This is a genomic window from Chryseobacterium sp. AG844 (genome assembly GCF_003182335.1).
Lineage (GTDB): Bacteria > Bacteroidota > Bacteroidia > Flavobacteriales > Weeksellaceae > Chryseobacterium > Chryseobacterium cupriresistens.
On the sequence record NZ_QGTV01000008.1, the window covers coordinates 138,486 to 163,452 of the forward strand.

Consider the following 24,967-nt stretch of genomic DNA (forward strand, 5'->3'; position numbering starts at 1 on the left):
AATAATCAAATAAATATGAACACTTTAACAGGTACAAAAGAGTTTTTTACAGGTATTGAAAAAATTAAGTTTGAAGGGAAGGAAAGTAAGAACCCGTTGGCATTCCGTTACTATGATGCGGAAAAGATCGTGATGGGAAAACCTATGAAAGACTGGACAAGATTTGCGATGGCATGGTGGCACACCTTATGTGCCAACGGAAGCGATCCGTTCGGTGGACCTACCATTCACCACCCATGGGATATCGGAAACGATCCGGTAACAAGAGCAATGCACAAAATGGATGCAGGTTTCGAATTCATGTCTAAAATGGGATTCAATTACTACTGCTTCCATGATATCGATCTGGTAGACCCTGCCAACAACTGGAAGGACTACGAGAAAAATATGCAGACTATTGTGGAATATGCAAAACAAAAACAGCAGGAAACAGGAATTAAGCTTTTATGGGGAACAGCCAATGTTTTCACTCATGAAAGATACATGAACGGTGCTTCTACCAATCCGAATTTTGATGTAGTAGCCTGTGCAGGAACTCAGGTGAAAAATTCAATAGATGCAACCATAGCACTTGGTGGTGAAAATTATGTTTTCTGGGGTGGAAGAGAAGGATATATGAGCCTTTTGAACACAGACATGAAGCGTGAAAAAGATCACCTTGCCCGTTTCCTTTCCATGTCAAGAGACTATGCACGCCAGCAAGGTTTTAAAGGAACTTTCCTGATTGAACCTAAACCAATGGAGCCTACCAAGCATCAGTACGATTATGATTCTGAAACAGTAATCGGATTCCTTAGACATTACGGATTAGATAAGGATTTTAAACTGAATATCGAAGTGAATCACGCTACATTGGCAGGTCACACATTCGAACATGAGCTTCAGGTTGCAGTAGATGCAGGACTTTTAGGAAGCATTGATGCCAACAGGGGAGATTATCAGAACGGATGGGATACAGACCAGTTCCCAATTGATTATTACGACATGGTTCAGGCGTGGCTGGTGCTGCTTCCGGCAGGAGGTCTGGGAACCGGAGGGGTGAATTTTGATGCCAAAATCAGAAGAAATTCTATTGATGCTGAAGATCTGTTCATTTCCCACATCTCAGGAATGGATGTATTCGCAAAAGGTCTTCTTGCAGCGGCTGATATCCTTGAAAATTCAGATTACAAAAAGCTGAGGACAGACCGTTATGCTTCTTTTGATAACGGAAACGGAAAAGCATTTGAAGAAGGTTCACTTACACTAGAAGATCTGCAGAGAATAGCTCACGAAATCGGCGAACCACAGCCAAAAAGCGGAAAACAGGAATTGTTTGAAGCCATCGTGAATATGTATATATAATTAAAAATAAAAGGCTTATCAACACTAAGGATTTTTATACACAATAATTATTAAAGAGCCTTTTATTCAACAACTAATACTAAAATAATAATTATGAACCGATTTTATTTCAATAAAAGCAATAGAGCAGCACTGTTTTTTGCAATGACTCTATTGCCTTGCGGCATAGCATATTCACAGGTTAAGAAAGATACAGTAGCTAAAGAAAATAAAATAGATGAAGTTGTTGTGATAGGATATGGAACCCAGAGAAAAGAGGCTGTAACAGGTTCTGTAGCCACTGTAAAAGGAGATGCCCTGCGTGAAGTACCTTCTGCCAACATTACCCAGGCATTACAGGGAAGAACGGCAGGGGTAGATATCTCGCAAACCTCCACTAAACCGGGTGCTGCCATGCAGATCCGTATCAGGGGAACACGATCTCTGACAGGAGATAATAACCCATTGATTGTATTGGATGGTATTCCTTTCGTAGGGTCACTGGGAGACATCAGCTCAAGTGATATCAAAAGTATTGACATCCTGAAAGATGCTTCTGCTACAGCCATCTACGGGTCAAGAGGAGCAAACGGTGTTATTCTCGTTACTACGAACAGAGGAGCAAAAGGGCAGAGGCCTAAATTTACCTATAACACCTTTACAGGAGTTCAGACCTTGTTTTCAAAATATCCGATGATGGATGGTCCTAAGTTTGCAAAACTGCGTGCTTATGCCATTCCTGCGGGAAATAAAACGCCATTGTATTCCAACGGAGCTGATGAAAATAACAGCGTCAATACTGACTGGCAAAGCCTGTTTTATAAGCCGGCGATGATGACCAGTCACGATGTAGGGGTTTCAGGAGGAACAGAAGGTGGAAATTATAACGTAGGATTATCCTATTTTAAACAAAATGCATTAATTCCTATTCAGAGTTACGAAAGATTTGCCCTGAGAATGGCGATTGACCAGCAGGTAGGATCTGTCTTTAAGTTTGGTTTTACAACCAATACAAACTATTCTGTTTCTGAAGGAAACGGAGTAAATCCTGGAGCGGTTCTGGGATATTCTCCGATTGCCAATCCTTACAATGCGGACGGAAGCCCGAAAAGAGTAATGAGCACCGCAGGCGGTATCGATCAGACATGGATTTATACCAGAAGAAGCCTGGAGAGCCTGGCGGAGAAATATATTGATGAAACCAAATCTTTTGCATCCTATAACAACCTTTACGGAGAAGCCAGCCTTCCAGTCAAAGGATTGAAATACAGGTTAAATGTAGGGTTGGATTTCCGTACTTCAAACAGCGGCAACTACAGTGGTGTAGGAGTCTTCAATACAAACCCTCTGGGACCGTCAGCGGCAGGAAAAGGGAATAATCAGACTTATCACTGGGTATTGGAAAACCTCCTGACTTACGACCGTACATTCGGAAAACATAAGATCAACGCTGTAGCATTATACTCTGCAGAACAGAACAAGTATACAAGCTCATACATGAGTGCAAAAAATGTCCCTGCAGACTTTTTCCAGTATTATAACCTGGGACAGTCTCCTCAGGCAGATATTACAGTAAGACCTGAAGACCAGGCGTACTGGAAAACAGGCCTGCTTTCAGCGATGGGAAGAATCATGTATACGTATGATAACAGGTACATGCTTACAGCCACACTCCGTGCCGACGGATCTTCCAGACTGGCACCGGGTAACAAATGGCATACCTATCCTGCATTATCATTAGGATGGAATGTTACCAACGAATCCTTCATGCAGAATATCAAAGCGATTAATCTCCTGAAATTCAGAGCGGGATGGGGGCAGACTTCCAATCAGGCAGTAGATCCATATACGACGATGGGAAGATTTAACGTGGCTCCTTATAATTACGGAAGCGCAGGAAGTGCAGGAATCTATGGAAATCAGCCGCCTAATCCAAACCTTGGTTGGGAATATTCAAAAACACAAAACTACGGGGTAGACTTCGGGATCCTGAACAACCGCCTTACGGGAAGTGTGGAATATTACAAAACCCATACATTTGACCTGCTGACACAAAAAAGTCTTCCGGCAACAAGCGGTTGGTCATCCATCGTTTCCAATGTAGCCGAAACAGAAAATAAAGGGGTGGAAATTTCCTTGAACGGAGTTATTTTTGATAATCCGGATGGGTTTACCTGGGAAGCCGGAGTTAATTTCTATACCAATAAAAACAAAATTTTGTCTCTTGCATCCGGGACACAACGTGACATCAATAACTCATGGTTTGTAGGACATAATATCAATTCATTGTATGATTATCAGTACATCGGTCTTTGGCAGGCTGGCGACCCGTATCAGAGCATTCTGGAGCCGGGAACTGCTGCCGATGTTATAGGATCTATCAAAGTTCTTTACACCGGAGGCTATAATGCTGACGGAACTCCGGTAAGAGCAATTGGACCGGATGACAGACAGATTTTTGATACAGCCCCGAAATTCCAGGGAGGATTTAATATGCGTTTTGCCTACAAGAACTTTGAACTGAGCACAGTAGGAGCTTTCCAGCACGGAGGAATCCTGGTGAGTACGATTTACGGATCTGCAAGTTATCTTAACAGATTAACGGGTAGAGGAAATAACGTGGATGTGGATTACTGGACAGAAGATAATACCGGTGCCTATTTTCCGCGTCCGGGACGTCATTTGAGCGGCGATAATCCGAAGTATTCTTCTACTTTAGCGATGTTTGATGCTTCTTACCTTAAGCTTCGTACCATTACATTAGGCTATAATGTCAATAAAGATTTTTTAAAGGATCTGAAAATTACCAGCTTAAGAATTTACTTTACGGTAACCAATCCTGTTGTGCTATTCTCACCTTATCATAAGTTCTCAGGGATGGATCCGGAACCAAACTCTTTCGGAAATGAAAACCAGGCAGTAAGCGGATATCCAAACCGCCAGCTTGTCATAGGAACGAACAACCCTTCCACAAGAAATTACTTAATGGGACTTAACTTAACCTTTTAAAACTGTACTGTCATGATAAATTTTAACAAAAAACTGCTATTAGGAGCAATCTTTTTATCCTTAACATTTACAGGTTGTAGTGAAATTCTTGATGAGCAGCCAAGAGCAATCTATACAGCTGACTATTTTAATACACCGGATGGAGTTAATCAGGGATTTACGGCTTTATACAGACAGATGAGATTACTGTATGGCAATGGCTATTTTATGAGCAATTGTCAGAACGGAACTGATGAATCTACCTGGGCACAAAGTGCGGATGGAAACTTCAAAGAATTGGATATGTCCGGAAACGGTATTATCAATTCCAATACTTTTCCTACCAGTATGGTCTGGAACTCCGTATTTCCGTATATCAATACTGCCAACGGAATCATTGAAAAAGGACCAGGATTCGGAATTGCAGAATCTATGATTTCTGAAGCCCGTTTCTTCCGCGGATTTTACTACTTCATGCTCGTACAGACCTATGGAGGAGTTCCTCTGGATTTAGGAGCAGGGGAATTGAAATATAACACTTTACCTTCCACCTCTTCCGTAAGAAATACCGTACCTGAAGTATATACAAAAACTGTTTTTGCTGACCTTAAAAAAGCAATAGAAAACTTACCTGTATCACCAAGGGTAACAGGTGGTGTAACTAAAAATGTTGCAAGATTGATGCTTGCCAAAGCTTACCTTACTTATGGATGGTGGCTGCAGAATCCAAACAGCATTCCAACTTATCCCGAAGTGGCAAGAACTGATCCTGACGGACACAATGCCCAGTGGTATTTCCAGCAGGCTTATGATATCGCTATGGAAGGAATCAACAATCCCGGACCTTATGCGCTTCAGCCTACTTTCTATGATGTAAATGTAGGTTCCAATGACAGGAATACCGAATCTATGCTGTATGCAGACCATACACAGTCGAGCACATACTACAACGAAAGTGATCCTGTAGGATTTGGATCAGGCTGGGCACCGGACAATTTTGCAGCATGGATGCAGACCTGGAACTATACGGCCATCAAAAGCAGTAAAACCACAGCGTGGGAAGGAGCGGACGTTGTAAGCGCCGTACAGAGAGAAGCAGCACAGCCATTGGGACGTCCATGGGTGCGTATGTGTCCTACCTTAGGTGTTATCAAAAATACTTTTGCAGATAAAACCAACGATTCTCGTTATGATGGAACTTTTGTAACCACCTACAGAGGAAACTGGAACAAGAATGGAACAGGCCTTACAACGGTTCCTGTACTTTATAATGCCAATAATTTACCTGTACAGCCGGGAGGAGCTATCTTAAGCTTCCTAAGTGATGACAGCCAGACGCCTTCTTATCCTACAGGATCCGGACAAAGCGGTGTAGGAGCAGGAACCCTTCCGGGAAGAGCAGACTGGGTGATCGCACCAAACGGAATCAGCAGAATTGTATATCCGGGTCTTTGGAAAATAGGAACTTACCGTACCGATGATCCAAATGGATTAGGATATCCGAATGCAGGATTAACCCGTCCTTTCAGTGTTGCCAAATTTTCAGAATTCTATTTTATTGCTGCAGAAGCAGCTGTAAAAGGGGCTTCAGGAGCTATGACAGCCAGAGATCTTATCAACGTCATCCGTGCCCGTGCCGGAAAATGGAAGTTCAATAATGCACAGAATACCGCTTATGTAGCAGATAACAGTGCAGCGATGACGGCTGCTACGCCATCTGTAATTACCATTGATTATATCCTTGCAGAAAGATCCCGTGAATATTACGGAGAATTCTACAGATGGTATGATCTGGTACGTACACAGAAGTGGGGCGATTATGCAGCTACTTATCAGATCGGAGGAGCTTCTTATGGAGATCACGCTCCGCAGACGGTGACAAGAACAATAAAACCTTTCCATTATCTGAGACCGATTCCTCAGAATCAGATTGATGCGATGGAAGTATCGGCAGATATTAAAGCAAAATATCAGAATCCAGGATACAATTAATTTCATTCTACATTCATATCAGCAACAGAGTAGGTGTGCAGGCACCTGCTTTGTTTATCTGAATTAAAATTTAAAAACTATGGAAAAAACCTGGCGTTGGTTTGGCAAAAAAGACAAAATAGCACTCAGCACACTTCGTCAAATAGGAGTAGAAGGAATTGTTTCTGCTCTGCATGATATCCCAAACGGAGAAATCTGGAATTCAGAGGCCATTATTGATTATAAAAACTATATAGAAAGCCACGGACTTCGCTGGTCTGTTGTGGAGAGTCTTCCCGTAAGTGAAGCTATCAAATACGGAGGTGAAGACCGTGACTCTTTAATAGAAAATTATATCACGAGCCTTGAAAATCTGGGTAAAGCAGGAGTTACAACAGTTTGCTACAATTTTATGCCCGTTCTCGACTGGGCACGCACCGACCTCTTTCACGAATGGGAAGACGGTTCATCCTCACTTTATTTTGACAAAGCCAAGTTTGCGTATTTTGAAATTCATATCCTTAAAAGAGAAGGAGCAGAAAACGATTATACTTCAGAAATCCTTCAAAAAGTAGAAGAATTAAAAAATACCTTAACAGAAAAAGATAATCATGAGCTGATCGATTCAGTCATTGTAAAAACACAGGGATTCGTGAACGGAAATATCAAAGAAGGTGAATTGAATCCTGTAGAAAAGTTCAAAAGTTTACTGGCATTGTATGATGGTATAGATAAACATCAGCTTCGCCAGAACATGAAACATTTCCTCGAAAAAATAATGCCTGTCTGCGAAAAATGGAATATCCAGATGTGTGTACATCCTGATGATCCGCCTTTTTCATTACTGGGCTTACCCAGAATAGTGACCAATGAAGAGGATATTGACTGGCTTCTGAAAGCTGTTGATAACCCTCACAACGGGTTAACGTTCTGTGCCGGATCTTTAAGCGCCAACCTTCAGAATGATGTTCCGAAACTGGCGGAGAAATTTGCCCACAGAACCAAATTCGTTCACCTGAGAAGTACAAATGTCTTTGAAAACGGCGATTTCATCGAGGCTCATCATCTGGGTGGAAGAGGAAAGCTTATTGAAGTGATCCGTGTTTTCGAAAAAGAAAATCCTGATCTTCCGATGAGAATAGACCACGGAAGACTTTTAACAGAAGATATTGACAAAGGATATAATCCCGGCTATTCATTTTTAGGAAGAATGCTGGCATTGGGCCAGATCGAAGGAGTAATGGCTGCCGTTCAGTCAGAATTACAGAAAAATTAATCTGCGTTTGTAATAAAATAGTAAAAAGTAAAATGAAAGATCTGTTTAGTATTAAAAACAAAGTAGCAGTCATCACAGGGGCTTCGGGCGTTTTGGGAGGCAGCCTTGCCAAAAGTTTTATAGAGGCTGGTGCCAAAGTTGTGGCTCTGGGAAGAAACCAGGAAACACTGGATGCCCGGGTAAAAGAGCTTACAGATCTGGGAGGGGATGCACTTGCTGTAGAAGCCAATGTGATGGATATTGAAAGCCTTGAAGCCGCTTCTGTGAAAATAAAAGAAAAGTATGGCCGTATTGATATTCTGCTTAACATAGCGGGCGGAAATATTCCGGCAGCCACTTTATCTCCCGAACAGTCATTTTTTGATATGAATATGAAGGGATGGGCAGAGGTTACTGATCTTAATATCAATGGAACCGTTTACCCGAGTTATGTTTTCGGAAAAGTAATGGCGGAGCAGGGAAGCGGAAACATTATTAATATTTCTTCCATGGCCGCCTATTCAGCAATTACAAGAGTAGCCGGATATTCTGCAGCCAAATCCGCAATCACCAATTTTACCCAATGGCTGGCCTCTGATCTGGCATTGAAATTCGGAGATAAGATACGGGTAAATGCTGTGGCGCCAGGTTTTTTTATTGGAGACCAGAACCGTGCTATTCTGTTGAATCCGGACGGAAGCTTAACCGAGAGAAGTAAAAAAGTTATGGCTAAAACACCCATGCAGAGATTTGGAGAAGTAGAAGAGCTGAACGGGGTTGTACAGTTCCTTTGTTCCGATGCAGCAAGCTTTATCACAGGAGCACTGATTCCTGTTGACGGGGGCTTCAGCGCATTCAGTGGAGTATAAAAAAACTAATTTCTTCATATATAATAATTGGGACAGGACCTTAATGGTTTCATTCAAGGTCTTGTTTTTAAAATCCAGACTCACTTAAAGTCTGATTATGTAAAGAGAAAATCTTTGATTTTCATCTTATGTGAACTATACTGCAGAATCATTTTAAACATTCATAAGTGAGCTAAAGTGTTTTAAAATAAAGCTTTTGTGACTTTGTGGTTTTGCAAAGTTTAAACAAGTTAATTAAAATCCAGGATTGTAAAAATAAATCATGAGTAATTCCACTAAAAATAAAGACGTTTTCGGAGAATTGTTTCTGCTTGAATCGGCAAAGGCAGAGAATCTGTATTTCGGTTATGCTAAAGATATGCCGGTGATCGATTATCACAATCATCTGGAACCGGATGTTATTTCTGCTAATCAGAACTTCCGTTCTCCAAATGCTATCTGGCTGGATGGTGATCATTATAAATGGAGAGCCATGAGAAATTTTGGAATTGATGAACAGTTTATTTCCGGAAATGCTTCAGATCAGGAAAAATTCATGAAATGGGCCGAAGTGGTGCCTTATACCCTTCGCAATCCGCTGTTTCACTGGACGCATCTGGAACTCAAAAATCCTTTTGGTATCAACGAATATTTATCACCCAATAATGCAGATACGGTGTATCATCAGATGAATGAAAGTCTGCAGACACCTGGTTTTTTACCACAATCCATTATTGAAAATTTTAAAGTAGAAGCCTTATGTACTACAGATGATCCTGCTGATGATCTGGTTCATCATAAAGCTTTAAAACACAGTGGGTTTAAAACAGCTGTTCTTCCTGCTTTCCGCCCTGATGCTTATATTAATATGATTAATCCCGAACAGTATCTTTCAGGAATTAAAAAGCTTGAAAAAGTCTGTGGATTTTCCATCGTGTCAGCTTCTGATCTGTTGAATGCACTTCAGTCCAGAATCAATTATTTTGTGGAAGCAGGGGCAAAAGTAGCCGATCACGGCTTTGAATATTTCCCGGACACCACAAAGTGGAATCAAAACCTTGAAAAAGAATTTTCCGGATTCCTGAAAGGGAATATTTCAACATTTTCCGATCCGGATGCCTTATGCGGCTATATGCTGAAAGAGCTTTGCAAAATGTATGCAGAAAAAGGCTGGGTACAGCAGTTTCATGTAGGGGCAACCCGAAACAACAATTCAGAAATGTTCAGAAAAATGGGCGCCAATGCAGGATATGATGCCATTGGAGAACCCTATTATGCACAGCGATTGAGTGTTTTGCTGGATGCATTGAATTCAGAAGAAAAACTGGCCAAAACCATTATATACAATCTGAATCCGGCATGTAATGAAGTTTTGGCAACTCTTGCCGGAAATTTCAACGAAGGAGGCATAAAATCCAAAGTACAGTTTGGAGCAGCCTGGTGGTTTCTTGATCAGCTTGACGGGATGACCAAACAGATGAATACACTTTCCAATATCGGTCTGATCAGCACTTTTGTAGGAATGCTGACCGATTCCCGAAGCCTGCTGTCATTCTCAAGACATGATTATTTCAGAAGGCTTTTGTGCAATCTGTTCGGAAGTGAAATGGAAAGAGGTCTTCTTCCCGATGATGAAAAATGGGTAGGAAAGATCATTCAGGATATCTGTTATCATAATACCAAAAATTATTTTGAAATCTAATACCATGCAGGATTCATCGAAAATATTATGTTTCGGGGAACTGCTTCTCCACTTTGCCCCGGATTCCGAAGGAAACTGGTTGAATGAGCAGTCTCTGAAGATGTATGTTGGCGGAGCAGAATACAATGTAGCAGCAGCACTTTCTCAATGGAAAAATTCTGTGAAATTGTTATCAGCTTTACCGGAGAATTTCGTAGGAAACCAGCTGGAATCTCAACTTAACAGTAAAGGAATAGAAGTCCTTGCAGAAAAAACTCAGGGAAGAATAGGAACATTTTATCTTTCTTCTGATGGAGATATGCAGAATGCTTCAGTGGTGTATGATCGTTTTCCGTCTGTTTTTACCCAATCGGATTTTGAAACTTTCAGTGATGATGAGATATTTTCAGGAGTAAAATGGCTGCATATCAGTACCATCACACCGGCTTTGAGTGACAATGCATTCCGCAAATGTTTACAGATCATGAAAGAAGCCAGAACAAGAAATATTACAGTTTCTCTCGACCTGAATTACAGGGCGTTGCTTTGGCAAAACCAGAATCCTCACAAAATTAAAGAGCTGATGCCTTTTGTGAATGTCCTTATGGGAAATATCTGGTCTGTGGAGAAGTTCCTGAATATTCCGGTTGAATATGAGCTTAACGGAAATTTTGATGATGAAAATCTTCTGAAACAGGCCGAAAAAACAGCATTGGAAATCAGAAGACAATTCTCGGAGGTGGAAAAAGTTGCGAATACTTTCCGCTTTACAAACGGAGAACAGGTGAATTACTTTGCCACCTTATTTGCTGATGAGAAACTTTTGTTTTCAGAAAAATATAATTCAGATACCATTGAAGAAAGGGTAGGAAGCGGTGATTCTTTCATGGCCGCCTTAATTCATGGAATTTTAAAAGGAAATTCTGATGAGCAGATCCTTGAGGATGCGACAAAAGTTGCTTTTAAAAAACTTTTCGTAAAAGGAGATACCATTGATGAAAGCATTAATATCGAAAAATTATGAGTGAAATACTACAAAAAATAAAAGACCAGAAAATCATTCCGCTGTTTTACAACGAATCGTTTGAAGTCTCAAAAAATATCGTAAAAGCTTTATACGAAGCAGGAATCCGTGTAATAGAATATACCAACCGCGGTCATCAGGCACTGGAAAATTTCACTAAGCTGAAAGAAATTTCCCATACAGAATTTCCTGGTCTGTTGTTAGGAATCGGAACGGTAAAAAACATACAGGATATGGATGATTATGCTAACGTAAAAGCAGACTTTATCATTACACCAGTGATCAGTGAAGCATTGGTAAAACATGCCCTCGAAAAAAATATCCTTCTGATTCCGGGCTGTTTTACCCCTTCCGATATCAATATTGCGTATCAGAACGGTTTAAAACTGGTTAAAATATTTCCGGCTGATGCTTTAGGGAAGAACTACATCAAATCGGTACAACCTGTTTTTCCGGGAATGAATTTTATGCCAACCGGAGGAATCCATGCTGAAACTGAAGATATCAGTGAATGGCTTAATGGAGGTGCCATAGCAGCAGGACTGGGAAGTTCCCTAATTGGAAAAGATTTTAATGAAGAAGAACTGACAGTGAAAACAAAAAAATTATTACAACAACTTAATCAATAACTCAATGCAGGCTCCTCAAAACCGTAATATAAGATGGTGGATGCTGTCTCTTGTCTTTCTCGCCACTACGATCAATTATCTTGACCGTCAGGTAATGGGTTTGCTGAAACCTGTGCTGGAAAAAGAATTCAGCTGGGATGAAAAAGATTACAGCTATATCGTCATGGCTTTTACCACGACATATGCCATCGGTTATATGGCGATGGGAAGGTTTATAGACAAGGTCGGAACCAAAATCGGGTATGCAGTTTCCCTTATTGTATGGAGTTTGGCCTCTATAGGACATGGTCTTGTCAAAAGTACCATTGGGTTTATCATTGCGAGAAGTACCTTAGGCATCAGTGAAGCAGGAAATTTTCCTGCTGCCATCAAATCTGTGGCTGAATGGTTTCCCAAAAAAGAAAGAGCACTGGCAACGGGAATTTTTAACTCGGGAGCGACGGTGGGAGCTATTTTGGCGCCGCTATTGGTTCCGTTCATTCTTGGGCATTACGGCTGGAGACAGACCTTTGTATGGATTGGAGCTTTGGGCATGATTTGGATTGTCCTTTGGTGGAAATTTTATACCGTACCGGAAAAAACAAAAAATATCAGCAAGGAAGAACTGCAGTATATAAAAAGCGATCAGGCTGAAAAAACAGAAGAGAAAACCAAAATTCCTTTATCGGAATTACTGAAATATAAAGTAACATGGTCATTTGCCATCGGTAAGATATTAACCGATCCTATCTGGTATTTCTTCATGTTCTGGCTGCCGGCGTATTTTTCGGATGTATTCAAAATGGATTTAACGAAACCATCCCTTCCATTGATTATTATTTACAGCGGAACTACCATCGGAAGTATTGGCGGAGGTTATCTCTCATCATTTCTGATCAAAAAAGGCTGGGCCATCGGAAGGGCCAGAAGTATTACAATGTTATTATTTGCATTAATGGTGGTTCCGGTCATGTTCTCAAAATATGTAGATAATATGTGGATGATCACGATCATCATTGCCTTGGCAACAGCTGCGCATCAAGGATGGGGAGCCAATCTTATGACTACGGTCGGAGATCAGTTGCCTAATAATTATGTCAGTTCTGTCATTGGTTTTGGCGGAATGCTGGGCTCAGCGGCAGGAATTATTTTTCCGCTTTTTATCGGAATTGTTCTCGACGCCTTTAAAAAATCAGGAAACATCAACGGGGGCTACAGCATTATATTTTTCATAGCCGGAATATCCTATGTTACAGCCTGGGGATTGATTAAAATAATCAACCGCAAGAAAACCTTATAAAAACTATATAAATAATGATCTGTAATTGATTATAATAATAAAATTTGATACGCATTGCTGAGTGTAACGCCCTTGCGAACCTTATTAAGGATGTAGTTAAAAAATTTGCGGACTTAGCGTTAAAAGAACAACACCTATTCAAAAATATACATTTTAAAACTATAAAAAAAGAATAACAATGAAACAGAATATAATGAATTTAGCTTTTTTCAGGAATAAAACGAATATCCTTGCAGCAGCTGCTTTGCTTTCAGTGACTACTATTTCTGCACAAACTTTCTCAGACTTTAATTACCGTGGAAACGATAAAATATATAATGACAACACTCTTAAACCGGACGAGTTTTATTCCCCGATTTTACAGGGCTGTTATCCTGACCCAAGCATCACCAAAAAAGGCGAAGATTATTACCTGGTAAACTCTTCTTTCTCAATGTTTCCGGGCGTTCCGATTTTCACGTCTAAAGATCTGGTAAACTGGAAGCAGGTGGGACACGTTTTGGACAGGCCTTCCCAGCTTAAAGTTGAAAATTCTGGCGTTTCGCATGGAATTTATGCACCGGATATCAAATACAATAAGCACAACGATACTTTTTATATGATTACTACCCAGTTTGCAGGTGGTATTGGAAATATGGTCGTAAAAACCAAAGATCCGGCAAAAGGATGGAGCGAAGTCCAAAAGCTAAACTTTGACGGTATTGATCCTTCTATTTTCTTTGATGATGACGGAAAAGCATATATCGTTCACAATGATGCTCCGCCGAAAGGTACTGAGCAGTACAACGGCCACCGTGTTATTAAGATTTGGGACTATGATCTCGAAAAAGACCAGGTAGTTGCGGGCTCGGATAAGATTATTGTAAACGGAGGCGTAGATCTTTCCCAAAAACCGATCTGGATTGAAGGTCCCCATATTTACAAAAAGAACGGTAAATACTACCTGATGTGTGCAGAAGGCGGAACCGGAGGCAACCATAGCGAAGTGATTTTTATGGCAGATTCTCCGAAAGGACCGTTTGTTCCCGCTAAAAATAATCCAATTCTTACGCAAAGATATTTTCCGAGAGACAGAAAGGAAAAAGTGGATTGGGCAGGTCATGCAGATTTGGTGGAAGGTCCGGACGGACAATGGTATGGCGTATTTTTAGCAATTCGTCCGAATGTCAGCAACCGTGTTAACAAAGGCCGTGAAACTTTTATTCTTCCTGTAGACTGGAGCGGAACGTATCCTGTGTTTCAAAATGGCCTGGTTCCGATGAAACCAAAATTGAAAATGCCACAAGGCGTTCAGAACCAAACCGGGCAAACCGGGTTTTTTCCGAACGGAAACTTTACCTATAACGACAAATTAACCGATAAAAATCTTGATTTCCGATGGATTGCGATGCGCGGACCGCGTGAGAATTTCATTACTGCCACGAAAAATGGAGTAAAGGTGAATCCAATGGAAACGAACATAAAAGCGTTGGCTCCGATTTCATCTTTGTTCCACAGATTACAGCACGAAGACTTCGAAACTTCCGTAACCTTGGATTATAAACCAAAATCGGAAAAAGAATTGGCTGGAATTACACTCTACCAAAGCGAAACATTCAATTATGTTTTCGGAATTACCAAAAAAGATAAAGATTTCTACATCGTATTGGAAAGAACGGAAAAAGGGCAATCAAAGCTGATTGCCAGCGAGAAAATTTCATTATCCAAACCGGTTAAATTGCAGGTTGTTGCTGATAAAGATGAACATAGCTTCAATTATTCTTTGGATGGCAAAAACTTCAAAAATCTTGGCGGGCCGGTTTCAGGAGATATACTTTCTACTGATGTAGCAGGAGGTTTTACAGGAAGCCTTATCGGGCTTTACAGCACCTCTTCCAATGATATTGTACCGAATTAAGTTAGTATTAGCAATGTCACACTGAGCTTGTCGAAGTGTTCCTTTTAAGACTGAAAAGAATCAAATCGAACCAAAATATCAAAAACGTGAAAATCAAAAAATCTTATATAGTTTCTTTATTGGGATTTATCGGGCTGAATCTTCTTTCAGCCCAGGTAAATCCTTCTGGAAAACAGAGTACTGCATTTACCAATCCCATCATCTGGGCAGATGCACCGGATTTATCCATTACCAGAAACGGAAATGATTTTTACCTGATCAGTACCACCATGCATTTAATGCCCGGAGCTCCGGTAATGCATTCCAGGGATCTGGTACATTGGGAAATGTCCGGATATGTTTTCGATACTCTGAACGACAACTCAAAATATGATTTATTGAACGGAACCGTTTACGGTAGGAGCCAATGGGCTTCTTCAATCCGCTATCATAAAGGGAAATACTACGTTTTATTCTCTCCGAATGATGAACCTTTCAAATCCTATTTCTATGTGACTGATGATCCCGAAAAAGGAGAATGGAAACTCATCACCAGAACACAGCATTTTCATGATGCCTCACTGTTTTTCGATGATGATGACAAAATATATGTTTTCACCTCCAACAAGGTTTTTGAACTGAGTCCTGATTTTAAAGAAGTGATCGGAAATCCGGATGGAACTGAGGTATTTCAGAAAGATGCTTCGGAAACCGGGCTTCTGGAAGGTAATCAGATCATCAAAAGAAACGGAAAATATTATATGATGATGATATCCTGGCCCAGAAACGGAAAACGCCGTCAGGTAGTCTACAGGGCAGATAAAGTGACAGGTCCTTACGAGAAAAAAGTAATTCTGGAAGATAATTTTTTAGGATTTTCCTATGCAGGACAAGGCGCTTTGATTGATGATAAAAACGGAAACTGGTATTCCCTTATTTTCCAGGACAGAAACGGAGTAGGACGCGTTCCGTTGCTGCTGCCCGTTCAATGGGAAAATGACTGGCCGGTATTGGGAGATAGCGGAAAAGTTCCTTTGAAAGGAGAAGTTCCGCTTCCGCCATTCAAACCTAAAAATCATCTGGTGGAAAGCGATGAGTTCTCCGACAAAAAAATGAAAATTCAATGGCAATGGAATCATAATCCGGTGAATGATGCCTGGTCTTTATCAGAAAGAAAAGGCTTTCTGAGACTGAAAACCAGCAGGGTAGTAGACAATCTGTACGCGGCACCCAATACCTTGACTCAGAGAATGGAAGGTCCAACCTCTTCAGCGGTTGTCGCAATGGACCTTAAAGAAATGAAAGATGGTGATGTTGCTGGGTTCAGTGCCTTCAACGGGGACTCCGGGATCTTGTCAGTAGTGAAGGAAGGTGAAGAAAAATTCATTGTTTTTTCAACCAACGAAGTGAGCCTGGACAATAAGAAAAAAGCCATTACTGGAGTTAAAAAAGAAGAAAAAAAACGGATTCCTCTCAATTCGGATAAGGTTTTTCTCCGTATTGATGCTGATTTTAACCTCGGGAAAGATCTTGCCGACTTTTATTACAGCACCGATCAGAAGAACTGGACGGAAATGGCAAAAAACTACAAAATGATCTTTGATTACCGTAGATTTTTTATGGGTTCGAAATTCGCAATTTTCAATTATGCCACTAAAAATACCGGAGGATTTGTAGATGTGGACTTTTTCAGAGTCAGTGAAGCTGGAAAGTAAAATCAAATGCAGATAAAAGTCTGTTGTAAACAGTAAGTAAAATATACACTTATTATTTTTTTATCTGAAATAATAAGTGTAGAAAATACAAATAAAAATCATGAATAAATCAGTTATATTGGCTTTAGGACTTGTTTTGTCGGGAATATTTGTTTCCGCACAAACCCTTGATAAGCAGGCACCGCAGGGTTTCGATGTGGAAAATGCTGCTATTTCCCACGGGAAAATTGACACAATTCAATATTCGTCAAAAACTGTTGGAACAACAAGAAAAGCTTTGGTTTACACACCGCCGGGATTCAAAAAAGGTGAAAAATATCCCGTTCTTTATCTGCTACACGGTATTGGCGGGGATGAAAAAGAGTGGTTCAATCAGGGAAAACCCAATATTATTCTGGACAATCTGTATGCCCAGGGAAAACTGCAGCCGATGATTGTCGTACTTCCCAACGGCCGTGCAATGAAGGATGACAGAGCGACAGGAAATATAATGGCTCAGGATAAAGTTGAGGCTTTCGCAACTTTTGAAAAAGATTTACTGAATGACCTGATTCCGTTTGTAGAGAAAAAATATCCGGTTAAAAAAAACAGAACAGACAGAGCGATTGCCGGACTTTCCATGGGTGGCGGACAGACCCTGAATTTCGGACTGGGAAATATCGATAAGTTCGCATGGGTGGGAGCCTTTTCCGCAGCTCCAAATACAAAAGAACCTCAAGTTCTTCTCCCGGATCCATCCAAAGCTAAAGATTTACAACTTCTCTGGATCTCATGCGGAGACCAGGACAGGCTAATGCCTTTCAGTAAAAGAACGAGTGACTATCTTACAGACCATAAAATTCCCCATATTTTTTATGTAGAACCGGGCGGTCACGATTTCAAAGTGTGGAAAAATGATTTGTATCTGTTCTCGCAACTGCTTTTCAAACCTGTCAATCAGGAAGAAGTTAATCGTATTCTGAAGTCACAATAAATACAGGATTAAAGTTTTAAATCCAAATTTCTATGAATATTCGAACAATATCTATAAGTTTCATTGCGCTGACAGGTTTATTTTCGATAGGATCTGCGCAGAATCCAATTATTCAGACCAATTATACTGCAGACCCTGCACCGATGGTCTACAATGACAGGCTGTATGTGTACACCACACACGATGAAGACGATTCCACCTGGTTTACCATGAACGACTGGAAAGTGTATTCCACCAATGATATGGTGAACTGGACAGACCATGGGACAATTCTCTCGTATAAAGATTTCGACTGGGCAAAACGCGATGCCTGGGCTGCACAATGCATAGAAAGAAACGGAAAGTTTTTTTTATACGTTCCGATGTGGTCCAAAACCAATAACAAAGGCGCTATAGGGGTTGCTGTTGGCGACAGTCCGTTGGGCCCTTTTCATGATCCGCTGGGAAAACCTCTTGTTCAGAGCGAATGGGGAGATATTGATCCCACCGTTTTTGTGGATGATGACGGACAGGCTCATATGTATTGGGGAAACCCTAAATTAAAATACGTAAAGCTGAATGAAGATATGATCTCCTATTCCGGGAATATTACAGAAGTTCCCATGACAGAAGAATCATTTGGCAAAAGAGAGGGGAAACCCAATCCGGAAAGACCCACAAAATATGAGGAAGGCCCGTGGCTGTACAAAAGGAAAAACCTGTATTATCTTTTCTGGCCGGGAGGTCCGCTTCCTGAATTCATAGGATATTCTACAGGTAAAACAGCACAGGGACCCTGGAAATATGGAGGAATTGTAATGCCTGCTGAGGGGAAATCATTCACCAATCATCCCGGTGTTATTGATTTCCGGGGGAAAACCTATTTCTTTTATCACAATGGCGCATTGCCGGGCGGAAGCGGTTTTACAAGATCAGTAAGTCTGGAAGAGCTTACATTCAATAAAGACGGTTCCATTTCACCATTTAAAATGACCAGCGGAATTACAAAAGCTATCGCAGCAGTTAATCCTTATTCATTCAATCAGGCAGAAATGATTGCCTGGTCGGAAAATGTAAAATCATATCAGAATAAAGAGGCTGGTGTTTTCATCAAAGCAAAGAAAAATGGGGCTTATACCAGTGTAAAGAATGTTGATTTCCGGAAAAAAGGAGCTGGTTCTTTCTTTGCAAGAGTAGGAACTACCCATAACAGTGACGTCACAATGACTATTCATCTGGATGCTGTGAACGGACCGGTTGCCGCAACGGTAAAGGTTCCGATGACGGGTGGAGATGACCGCTGGGAAACAATAAAAGTTCAGATGGCTGAAAAGATTACCGGCATTCATGATCTGTACTTTGTATTCAATGGAAAAGCCTCAACAGATATTATGTATTTCGATTACTGGACCTTTCTTGAAAATAATTGAGTTATGAGAAAAAAAGTTTTATATGTTTTATTCAGTGTATTCCTGATCAGCAAAAGCTTTGCGCAGGTAGCAGAAATTTCAAGTCCGGACGGTTATCTAAAGCTTCAGGTTTTTTCAGAAGAGGGAAAAGCATCGTATAATGTTATCCTTCAGGGAAAGACAATGCTTGAAAAATCTCCGCTGGGCCTGGTAACCAACGAGTCCGATTTTTCAAAGAATCTGACATTTACTGACAGCCAAAAAGATGTTGTTTCTAAGAAATACACAAACGAAAAAATCAAAAAATCTGAGATTGATTATAAAGCCAATACTTTATCGGTTAATTTCATCAATGCAGACCAACACCAGATAGGCATTGAATTTCAGGTGAGCAACAACAATATTGCTTTCCGTTATAATATTCCATCAATGAAAGAACGGCTGAGTGTTGTGGTACAGTCAGAAACCACAGGGTACAGATTTCCGTCACAAACCACTACTTTTCTTTCACCTATGATGAAGCCGATGACAGGATTTGCCCGTACAGCACCAAGTTATGAAAGCGGCTATAAAGCTGATGCTGAGCTGGGAATGCCATCTGATTACGGATACGTTTTCCCGGGTCTTTTCCATATCGGAAATGAAGGCTGGGTATTACTTTCCGAGACTGGAGTGAATAGTTCGTATTGTGCTTCACACCTTGAAACCACAGCAGAAAAAAGCCTTTACAAAGTAGCATATCCGAGCATTGCTGAAAATAACGGTTTCGGAAGTACCGGAGCAGCCGTTTCTCTTCCCGGAAAAACACCATGGAGAACAATTACAGTGGGGAATTCTTTAAAACCTGTTGTGGAGACCACAATTCCTTTTGATGTGGTAGATCCGATGTATGAGCCGTCACAGGATTATCAGTTCGGGAAATCTACCTGGAGCTGGATTCTGTGGCAGGATAACAGTATGAATTATGATGATCAGGTGAAATTCATAGACCTTGCTGCTGCACTGAAATATCAGTTTATTCTTATAGATGCGCTTTGGGATAAAAATATTGGAAAAGAACGAATGAAAAACCTTATTCAATATGCAAAATCGAAAAACGTGGGAGTATTACTTTGGTATAATTCCAATGGAGCAGCCAATGACGCTCCGATGGGACCGAGAAATAAAATGAGCTCATCCGTTGAACGGAAAAAAGAAATGAAATGGCTGAAAGAGGCAGGCGTAAAAGGACTGAAAGTGGATTTCTTCGGAGGAGATAAACAGGAAACCATGCGTCTTTACGAAGATATTCTGTCGGATGCCAACGATTTTGGACTAACCATTATTTTCCATGGAGCTACTTTACCAAGAGGCTGGGAAGTGATGTACCCGAATTATACCGGAAGCGAAGCCGTTCTAGCCTCAGAAATGCTCTATTTCTCAGAAGATGTACGCAGGCAGGAAGCTTTTTTTGCCACGCTTCATCCTTTCATCAGAAATACAGTGGGAAGCATGGAGTTTGGCGGAACTTTCCTCAACAAATATTTAACAAAATCCAACAGGGATAAAAATAAAAGACATACTACGGACGGCTTTCAGTTGGCTACAGCAGTCCTGTTTCAGAATCCCGTTCAGATGTTTGGCATCATGCCGAATAACCTGACCGATGCTCCGGAATTTCAGCTCAGCTTTATGAAAGAAGTTCCGACACTTTGGGATGAAACATTTTTCATAGACGGCTATCCCGGGAAATATGCCGTGGTTGCGAGAAGACAAGCGGATCAATGGTATGTGGCAGGCGTAAATGCTGAGAAGCAATCCCAAAAACTGAAGATAAAACTTCCGATGTTCGCCGGGAAAAACTTGAAGCTTATCAATGATGATGCAAAAGGAAACACATCAGAGAAAGAAGTAAAAGTGAATACAAAAGGGGATTTTACGATTGAAATTCAGCCGAACGGAGGATTTGTACTAAGAAATTAAAGATTGATAACGAAAAACAGGAAAAATGCGCTTCAAAAACATATATATCTTTATCATTTCGGGATTTTTGGTTTCCTGCTCTTCCTCACAGAGTCTGGAAAAGCAGTTTTCCAAAGATCGGTGGCTTACCACCTGGGCAACGGCTCCCCAATTGGTGGAACCCAAAAACCTTCCTCCGGAACCGGGGCTTTCGGGGAACACCCTGCGTCAGATTGTTCGTGTATCTGTGGGTGGAAAAAAATTGCGGTTACGTTTCTCCAACAAATATTCCATGGATAGCCTGGAGGTAAAAGCGGTTTCCATTGCTGTGCCGTCCGATAGCAGCAATGTGGATGCAGCTACCATCAGATCATTAACGTTTGAGAAGAAAAACAGTTTTAAAATTGCTCCCGGATCTGATATTTATTCTGATGAAGTGAACTTTAACCTGAAGGCTAATTCGCTGCTGGCCATTACCATTTCCTATGGAAAAGTAACCCAATCTGTCACCGGGCATCCGGGTTCACGAACAACCTCTTTTATTGTTAAAGGTGTGCAAGCGAGTGCTGCTATATTTAAAAATCCTGTAAAAACAGATCATTGGTATTCGCTTTTTAACATTGATGTAAAGACAGGTGAACCCTCGTATGCGGTCGCTATTATGGGAAATTCCATTACCGACGGAAGAGGATCGGGAACCAATAAACAGAATCGCTGGCCGGATATTTTTTCGCAGCGGTTACTGGCAAATCCTTCTACCAGGAATATAAGTGTTCTTAATTTCGGGATTGGTGGGAATTGTGTAGTGCGTGGCGGTTTAGGTCCTACAGCATTAGACCGTTTCGATTATAACATCCTCAATCAGCAGGGCGTAAAATGGCTGATCATTCTGGAAGGAGTGAATGATCTGGGAGGAACAAGAGATCCTGATGACGCTTCCAAAAGAACAGAAGAACTGATTGCTGCTTACCAGGTGATGATTGATAAGGCACATGCTAACGGAATCAAAGTGTACGGAGCAACGATTCTTCCTTTTGCAAAGTCGTTCTACGACAAACCTTTCCGTATCGAGGCCTGGAAAAAAGTAAATGACTGGATCAGGAACAGCGGGAAGTTTGATGCCGTCATAGATTTTGCCAAACACATGCAAAGTGAAAATCCGGAAGTCATCTTAAACGATATGCACGATCATGATTTTCTTCATCCCAATGAGGCCGGCTACAGGAGAATGGGAGAATTTGTGGATCTGAACTTATTTAAAAATTAAAATCAAAAAGATATAGTATGAATTTTACAAAAAACATTTCGCTGTTTCTTACGTTGTTGTTTATATTTTTTGTAAAAGCAACCGAACCATTTATTTCTTTTGCTAAGACAGAAAATTCGATGGTATTGAAAGAGCGCAATTCAGGTTTGATGCTTTTTTCAGACAGTGATTCGGATAAAGGAATTCTGCGTGCCGTTGCGAACCTTCAATCTGATTTTCAAAAAGTAACCGGTGTTCAGCCTCATCTTATTTTCCAAAACTCTGGCTTGAACGGAATGATCATCATTATTGGTGAAGCAGGTAAAAGCAAGACCATTGATAATTTAATTCGTCAAAAAAAGCTGGATGGAAAAGCATTAACAGGGAAAAGGGAAAAATATATCATTCAGAATGTCAGTAATCCATTTCCGGGCGTTTCTGAAGCCATTGTGATTGCAGGAAGTGATAAAAGAGGAACGATTTACGGGATTTATGAAATGTCTCAGCAGATAGGTGTTTCACCATGGTATTATTGGGCTGACGTTCCGGTTGAGAAAAAAGATAATGTATACTTTAAAAAAGGAATATATACTGATGGTGAGCCTGCTGTAGAGTATCGCGGTATTTTCCTTAACGATGAAGAACCTTCATTGGGAGGCTGGGCCAGAGCAACATTTGGTGGAGTAAACAGTAAGTTTTATGAGAATGTTTTTGAGCTGATCCTGCGCCTTAAGGGAAACTATATCTGGCCGGCAATGTGGGGGAAGGCATTCTATGACGATGATCCTCTGAGCGGACCGTTAGCCAATGAAATGGGTATTGTCATGGGAACTTCCCACCATGAGCCTATGGCTTTGGCACAAACCGACTGGCACAGGTATATCAAAAAAAATAACCTCCCTAATGTCTGGGATTATGCTAAGAATGCGGAAGTTTTACAGAAATTCTGGAAATCTGGACTCGAGAGAAGCAAAAACTGGGAAAAACTCGTAACAGTAGGAATGCGGGGTGATGGTGACGAAGCAATGGGAGAGGGAACCAATATTGCCCTGCTCGAGAAAATTGTAAAAGATCAGCGTAAAATCATCGCAGATGTTACCGGAAAGAAAGCGGAGAAAACACCTCAGGTCTGGGCATTGTATAAAGAAGTTCAGGACTATTATGATAAAGGAATGCGGGTTCCGGATGATGTGATCCTGCTGTTCTGTGATGATAACTGGGGAAATGTAAGAAAGCTTCCGGACCTTTCAAAGCCTTTGCATAAAGGAGGCTATGGAATCTATTACCACTTTGATTATGTAGGCGGACCAAGAAACTCCAAATGGATCAACATAAGCCCCATCCAGAGAGTCTGGGAACAGATGAACCTTTCCTATGCACACAAAGTAGATAAACTTTGGGTCGTGAATGTAGGAGATTTAAAACCTATGGAGTTTCCGATCAGTTTTTTCCTGGAAATGGCCTGGAATCCGAAGCAGTTTAATGCTAAAAACCTTTTGGAATATACTGAGAAATGGGCTGCTCAGCAGTTTGATGCAAAACACGCTACGGAAATTGCGAGGATGATTAATCTGTATGCCAAATACAACAGAAGAGTAACTCCTGAAACGCTTGACAGCAAAACGTACAGCCTAGAGAATTACCATGAATTTGAAACGGTCTTAAATGATTACAGAGCATTGGCCGTAGAAGCTTTACGGTTAAAAGAGCAGATTCCGGCTGAGTACCAGGATGCATATTATCAGTTGGTTTTGTATCCGATTGATGCATGCAGTAATTTATACGAAATGTATTATGCGGTGGCAAAAAACAGGGAACTGGCAGCGAAAAAAGATCCGGAAGCCAATTTTTACGCAGATAAAGTGAAGGCATGTTTTGAAAGAAATGCTTATCTGGATAATCAATACAATAATGTGATTGCCGGCGGAAAATGGAAGCATATGATGGATCAGATGAGGATAGGATATAAAAGCTGGGCAGACGGAAAAGAAAATATAATGCCTGAAGTTACCTATATTTCTGAATCCGAGGTTCCCAAAGAAAAAATATTTCAGGAAAAAAACGGCTACGTTTCCATTGAAGCAGAAAATTTTGCAAGAATGAGCAATTCTGACCGAATCCATTGGGAAGTGATTCCTGATTTTGGAAAAACAAAGTCGGGAGTGACAACCTTTCCGCAGAATGCCTATCCAAAAGCTGATGAAAATATCTGGCTGGAATATGATATCAATTTTGAATCAAAAGGGGAGTTTGAAGTCCAGTTATTATTAGCTCCGACTTTAAATTTTAATCATAATAAAGGATTGCGTTATGAGATTTCTTTTGACAACGAAACTCCGCAAATTGTCAACTTCAACGGCCATTACAAAGGAGAATTGGGAAGATGGCAGTCCGAACATATTATTAAATCTGCTACAAAACATTCGGTTCAGCAGGCTGGAAAACACACGTTACGCTTCAGAGTGCTCGAACCCGGCATTGTCCTTGAAAAACTCCTGATCAACACCGGAGGATTAATACCCTCTTACCTGGGAGCTCCTGAAAGCGAAATGCTTCACTAAATGACCAAATACTGATCACAAACAACATTTTAATTATGAAACACTAATCTTAATTCACATTCCAATCTGAAATACAGTTCCCTCACAGAGAATGAAGAGAAAGAACAGCGAATGATTTTGTAAGCAACTTTATTTAACAGATCGCTGCCTGATATCATTCAGGGTATTTTCCTGACGGTTTTTGAAAATGAACCGTCTTGATGGGGAATCTATTGCCCTTACATTAATTGTCTTCAATCAAAATCACAAATATCTAAAACTAAACCATT

Annotated in this window: 16 protein-coding genes; all 16 read left to right on the top strand. The window is 40.7% G+C overall.

Features of this window, described 5'->3' with window-relative positions; all coding sequences use genetic code 11:
- The first annotated feature begins 15 nt into the window (after positions 1-15).
- The 16 genes from xylA (at position 16) to DEU40_RS10525 (ending at position 24,698) form a co-directional block, all read left to right on the top strand.
- Complete coding sequence (gene xylA, locus DEU40_RS10450) at positions 16-1,344, top strand: xylose isomerase (RefSeq protein WP_110009770.1); 1,329 nt, start codon at positions 16-18, stop codon at positions 1,342-1,344.
- A gap of 93 nt (positions 1,345-1,437) precedes the next feature.
- Positions 1,438-4,332 carry a SusC/RagA family TonB-linked outer membrane protein gene (locus DEU40_RS10455; RefSeq protein ID WP_110009771.1) on the top strand — a complete coding sequence of 965 codons (2,895 nt, stop codon included), beginning with the start codon at positions 1,438-1,440 and terminating at the stop codon, positions 4,330-4,332.
- A gap of 12 nt (positions 4,333-4,344) precedes the next feature.
- Complete coding sequence (locus DEU40_RS10460; protein WP_110009772.1) at positions 4,345-6,303, top strand: RagB/SusD family nutrient uptake outer membrane protein; 1,959 nt, start codon at positions 4,345-4,347, stop codon at positions 6,301-6,303.
- A 79-nt stretch (positions 6,304-6,382) separates the two neighbouring features.
- A complete protein-coding gene (uxuA, locus tag DEU40_RS10465; RefSeq protein ID WP_110009773.1) occupies positions 6,383-7,558 on the top strand; it encodes a mannonate dehydratase in 1,176 nt (391 codons plus the stop codon).
- Between the two features lie 32 nt (positions 7,559-7,590).
- Positions 7,591-8,406 (top strand): SDR family oxidoreductase, encoded by an 816-nt coding sequence (locus DEU40_RS10470; RefSeq protein ID WP_110009774.1) that lies wholly within the window; start codon positions 7,591-7,593, stop codon positions 8,404-8,406.
- Between the two features lie 262 nt (positions 8,407-8,668).
- Complete coding sequence (uxaC, locus tag DEU40_RS10475; RefSeq protein ID WP_110009775.1) at positions 8,669-10,087, top strand: glucuronate isomerase; 1,419 nt, start codon at positions 8,669-8,671, stop codon at positions 10,085-10,087.
- Positions 10,088-10,091: 4 nt separating this feature from the next.
- Positions 10,092-11,090: a sugar kinase gene (locus DEU40_RS10480; RefSeq protein ID WP_110009776.1), complete on the top strand. Its 999-nt coding sequence runs from the start codon at positions 10,092-10,094 to the stop codon at positions 11,088-11,090.
- Positions 11,087-11,719, top strand: a complete 633-nt coding sequence (locus DEU40_RS10485) for a bifunctional 4-hydroxy-2-oxoglutarate aldolase/2-dehydro-3-deoxy-phosphogluconate aldolase (protein ID WP_110009777.1) — start codon at positions 11,087-11,089, stop codon at positions 11,717-11,719. Before DEU40_RS10480 ends, DEU40_RS10485 begins: the two co-directional genes overlap by 4 nt.
- Before the next feature lie 4 nt (positions 11,720-11,723).
- On the top strand, positions 11,724-12,998 hold the full coding sequence (locus DEU40_RS10490) for an MFS transporter (protein ID WP_110009778.1): 1,275 nt from the start codon (positions 11,724-11,726) through the stop codon (positions 12,996-12,998).
- 178 nt (positions 12,999-13,176) lie between these two features.
- Positions 13,177-14,895, top strand: coding sequence for a glycoside hydrolase family 43 protein (locus tag DEU40_RS10495; RefSeq protein WP_110009779.1), 1,719 nt, complete (start codon positions 13,177-13,179; stop codon positions 14,893-14,895).
- 86 nt (positions 14,896-14,981) lie between these two features.
- Positions 14,982-16,589 carry a glycoside hydrolase 43 family protein gene (locus DEU40_RS10500; RefSeq protein ID WP_181397958.1) on the top strand — a complete coding sequence of 536 codons (1,608 nt, stop codon included), beginning with the start codon at positions 14,982-14,984 and terminating at the stop codon, positions 16,587-16,589.
- Between the two features lie 100 nt (positions 16,590-16,689).
- Positions 16,690-17,562 (top strand): alpha/beta hydrolase, encoded by an 873-nt coding sequence (locus tag DEU40_RS10505; RefSeq protein ID WP_110009780.1) that lies wholly within the window; start codon positions 16,690-16,692, stop codon positions 17,560-17,562.
- A gap of 32 nt (positions 17,563-17,594) precedes the next feature.
- Positions 17,595-18,971 carry a glycoside hydrolase family 43 protein gene (locus tag DEU40_RS10510; RefSeq protein WP_181397959.1) on the top strand — a complete coding sequence of 459 codons (1,377 nt, stop codon included), beginning with the start codon at positions 17,595-17,597 and terminating at the stop codon, positions 18,969-18,971.
- A gap of 3 nt (positions 18,972-18,974) precedes the next feature.
- On the top strand, positions 18,975-20,912 hold the full coding sequence (locus DEU40_RS10515; protein WP_110009781.1) for a glycoside hydrolase family 97 protein: 1,938 nt from the start codon (positions 18,975-18,977) through the stop codon (positions 20,910-20,912).
- A gap of 25 nt (positions 20,913-20,937) precedes the next feature.
- Positions 20,938-22,158 (top strand): SGNH/GDSL hydrolase family protein, encoded by a 1,221-nt coding sequence (locus DEU40_RS10520; RefSeq protein ID WP_110009782.1) that lies wholly within the window; start codon positions 20,938-20,940, stop codon positions 22,156-22,158.
- Positions 22,159-22,175: 17 nt separating this feature from the next.
- Complete coding sequence (locus DEU40_RS10525) at positions 22,176-24,698, top strand: glycosyl hydrolase 115 family protein (protein ID WP_110009783.1); 2,523 nt, start codon at positions 22,176-22,178, stop codon at positions 24,696-24,698.
- Positions 24,699-24,967 lie beyond the last annotated feature (269 nt).